At 67.8% G+C, this 3720-nt stretch carries 5 protein-coding genes; 2 read left to right on the top strand and 3 right to left on the bottom strand.

The annotated features are described in order from the left end of the window. From FJ222_12275 to FJ222_12285, 3 genes are all read right to left on the bottom strand, one after another. A partial coding sequence (locus tag FJ222_12275) for a hypothetical protein (protein MBM4165198.1) occupies positions 1-1062 on the bottom strand: 1062 nt, incomplete at its 3' end. Positions 1063-1064: 2 nt separating this feature from the next. Beyond that, positions 1065-1559, bottom strand: coding sequence for a hypothetical protein (locus FJ222_12280; GenBank protein MBM4165199.1), 495 nt, complete (start codon positions 1557-1559; stop codon positions 1065-1067). After that, positions 1559-2485 (bottom strand): hypothetical protein, encoded by a 927-nt coding sequence (locus tag FJ222_12285; protein MBM4165200.1) that lies wholly within the window; start codon positions 2483-2485, stop codon positions 1559-1561. The genes FJ222_12280 and FJ222_12285 overlap by 1 nt, the downstream gene beginning before the upstream one ends. Before the next feature lie 227 nt (positions 2486-2712). Here FJ222_12285 and FJ222_12290 point away from each other — a divergent pair, with 227 nt between their 5' ends. Together FJ222_12290 and FJ222_12295 are read left to right on the top strand one after the other, a co-directional pair. Continuing rightward, the gene (locus tag FJ222_12290; GenBank protein ID MBM4165201.1) at positions 2713-3051 is read left to right on the top strand and encodes a type II toxin-antitoxin system RelE/ParE family toxin; all 339 of its coding nucleotides are present in this window, start codon (positions 2713-2715) and stop codon (positions 3049-3051) included. Positions 3052-3056: 5 nt separating this feature from the next. Continuing rightward, a complete protein-coding gene (locus FJ222_12295) occupies positions 3057-3362 on the top strand; it encodes a helix-turn-helix domain-containing protein (protein ID MBM4165202.1) in 306 nt (101 codons plus the stop codon). Positions 3363-3720 lie beyond the last annotated feature (358 nt).

Here is a 3720-nt window from a genome sequence, read left to right on the forward strand (position 1 = left end):
CGCCAGCCACGAGTTGTACGACGCCGCGTCGAGCCGCACGCCCATCGCCGCGTTCGTCACGTTGTAGGCGCCCGCCTCGAAGGCGACGTTGTGCCACACGCACGTCCCGCTCCAAGGCGTCTCCAGCCGCATCCCGTCGGAGATCATCACGTTCTGCAGGTTGTAGGGAAGCACCGTCCCCACCAGCGGTCCCAGCCCCGTTCCCGGACGGCCACCGCCCGCGTGCCCGCCACCCCAACTGTATGAGAAGACCGTCACGCCGCCCCAGCCGTTCGTGCTGTACACCCCATGCACGTCCGCCCGCTCCAGGAAGAGATGCCCCCAGGTGTGCGGCGATCCGTTCTCGAAACGCACCGACCCCGAGACGCCCGCGTGGATCACATGCAGCGCGTAGAAGTACGAGGGCGCCGGACGCGGATACGGTCCGCCGCCGTCAAAGACGATGTCGCCCTCGATCCCGGTCACGGCATGCTGCCCGTCCGGATACGCCGACCGCAGGCTGTCGCCGCGAATCGTCAGCCGGCTGACCAGGTTGGAGACGTTGTACGGCCACCCCGGCACCCGCCGCGTCACCGTGCCGCGCACCGTCGCGCCGTCGAGATCGAGCAGCAGCATCGGCCGGTAGGGCACCTCCAGATCCTCGCTGTACACCCCCGGCGCCACCCGCACCACGTACGCACGGCCGGCCGCGTCACGGTACTCCGCCGCGTCCGCCGGTTCGCCGATATGATCGAGCGCCGCCTGGATCGTGCGGTAGGGCGCCGCCGCCGAACCCGTCTCGATCGCGTTCGTCGCCGCGCTGTCCACATGCACCAGCCGCGCCGCCTGCCCGGGATTGATCCTCGCCGCCGCTGCGGCCGCGATCGCCTCGGCCTCTGCATACGTCGGCCGCTCCGCCAGCCGCTCGTCCACGCCCATCTGCAGCGTGCCCAGCCAGGCGCTCACCAGCCCCTCGGTCGCCATCTGGCTGTACGTCCCCTGCGCCATCCCCGCCGATGCCGCCAGCAACGCCGCCGCCACCGCAATCGCCATCCGTCCGCCCATACCCACCCCCGTGTTCATGTTCAAACCCCCTCCGCCTCGATCCCCAACGTCAGCTCGCCCTCGCCGTTCAGCACCCCGATCAGGCGATGACACTTTCCCGTCCCCGGATGCCGCACCCGTAGCCCCAGCGACGGCGGTTGCGCCGCGTGCGGCCGCAGCAGCACCCGCTGTCCCTCGGTTCCGGCTTCTTCCGCAACGCCCACCAAATACGCCGCGCAGCCTTCCAATCCCTTCTCAACCCGGCCGTCGCCGGCGGACACCAGCCAGTCGCCCGGCTCGCAGCTCCCCGCCAGCTCGCAACGCGCATTCGCCGCCCCCGTGAGCGGCACGCAGTCGCACAACGCCCCCGACGCGGCCACATCCGCGACCACATACGGCGCCGCCTGCAGGGGCCCCGTCGGCGTCGCCATCAGCCCCGCCGACGTCAGCCGCGCCAGCCTGCCTGCCACAACGCCCCCCGGCGCCGACGGAAACCGCCGCGCCCCTGCCACACAATCCGAACTCAAAATGACCATCACACCCTCCTTCTCTGATTCACGTCCCTTTTCAACATCGTGCCACTGCCTACTGCCACTGTCTCCATCACAGCCCGTGCCGCCGCCTTCGCTTGCCGCACCGCGAGCGACGCCGCCCGCGCCGCGTCGCTCCACCGATTTTCAGTCCCGTCCCTCGCGTCAGCGTCTCCCCCCTGAACCCCGAACCCTGAACCCTGGCTCCGGTTCTTCGTCCCGGCCCCAACCTCCTCCAGCGTGCAGCGGCAATGCCTCCCGCACAGCGTGCCCGGCATCACCGCCCACGCCCGCGCCGTCTTCACCTGACCCGACCGCTCCAAACACGTCGAACAGTGCCCGCCCTCCGCCTCCGGCCCCAACGTCCACCGATACCGCTTCACACCGACCCGGTTCTCCATGAGAGGTCGCTGTTCATCCCCAACCTGAACCCTGACACCTGAAACCTGTTTCCCGGTGCCCGCCTCCGGGCACCGGTTCGCAATCGGCCTTCCGCCCTTGATATTCGGTTCATTCGTCAGCGCGACGCTCACCAGCCGCCGCGGCCGAATCCGTCCGCCCCCCAGATCCTCGCACGCCGACGCCTCTGGAAACACCGGCGACACGAGCCGATAGCGCCCACCGGTCACGGCCGCCAGCCCGGCATCGGTCCACCGGATCTTCGCCCAGAGCCCGTCATCCCGCGCCTCCAGCGCTCCGACCCAGCCCGCCGCCTCAGACGGTTTGCCGGCGTCCATGGAGAAATGATCAAAATCCACCAGCACACCCGGAAAGTTCGGCTCTGCCGCGCGCCCCGCAAAATCGGCCGTCATCGCCGCGCACGCCTCCGCATCCACCACCTGCGTCACCCCCGCCCCGGCATGAAGAAACTCCCCCAGCGGACACACCTGCGCCCACCCATCCGCCGCCATCACAAACCCGCCGTCACCCATCCCACGCCCCCTCTCTCCATCGCGCCACCCGCGCCCTCAAAAGAGCCCCGGAATCAACAAGCCTCCCTCTTATTACCGCATCCCGCCGTTATCGGCGGGCATCCCTGGTTGTCATCCCGGCGCGCCTCAGCCCCGCGCCAGCGCCCCGCGCGCCAATGCGTGACGATTGCGGCGACACGAGCGCATTTTCCGCTTGTCAATTATAACGAATATGTTATATTACGGTCATGCACGCACGGAAACCCCTCATCATTCTTTCCGGCGAGATCAAAACGCCCCCCTTCAGCGAAGAGGCGCGCATTGAGGCCGGAACGCTTCTCGGGGTGCTTCAAGGCGGAGGCGCCCTCTCCATGCCGCAGGCGCGTCCGATGCCGACCCTCGGCACGCGCTGCCTCGAACTGCGCGTCAAGGATAGGACCACCGAATGGCGCATCTTCTGCCGTGTCGACCCCGACGCCGTGCTGATGGTGCATGTGCTTGCAAAGAAGACGAGGCAGACGCCCGATGCCGTAATCAAACTCTGCGGCGGACGTCTCAAAACCTACGACCGCCTTACGAAAGGATAATCACCATGGACAACCAGAAGAGAAAACGACTCGAAGCCGCCGGCTACCGCATCACCGATGCTGCAGACTGGCTCGGGCTTACGCCGCAGGAGCAAGCACTCGTCAGGATGCGGGTCAGCTTCGCTCTCGAGATCGAGCGCCTCCGAGACGAAAAGAAACTCACTCAGGCGGCGCTGGCCGCCAAGATCGGCACTAAGCAGTCCGGCGTCGCCCGTATGCTCGGCAATCCCGCCTCAGCCACCATCGACAACCTCCTGAAGACCCTCCTGGCTCTCGGCGCCACTCCCCGTCGTATCGCCGCACTGATCTAACCTTCAGTCCCACCATCCCGCCTCTATTACCGCGGCCCGCCGTTATCGGCGGGCTTCCCCCTTCTTCCCCACCATCCCGTCCCCCGCGCCAGCGCCCCGGCGGCAGCCGGGTGGCACCCCGTGGCGGATCGGGTCACTCCGCAGGAGCCTGGACCGGACATGATTTTTTCAGTTTTCAGTTTTCAGCTTTCAGTTTTCTGTCTCCCCCCGCTACCTCAATCTCCAGCCCCGCCTCGATCGGCCACCCCGGAAACGCCCCCGCCAGCAGCGGCGCATCAAAATCCCTCCGCAGCGCCTCGGCCACCAGCACCGCGTCGGCCTGCGCCACCTGCCGGAACGCTTCCGCATGCGCCGACCC

The organism is Lentisphaerota bacterium (assembly GCA_016873675.1).
Taxonomy (GTDB): Bacteria; Verrucomicrobiota; Kiritimatiellia; order RFP12; family JAAYNR01; genus VGWG01.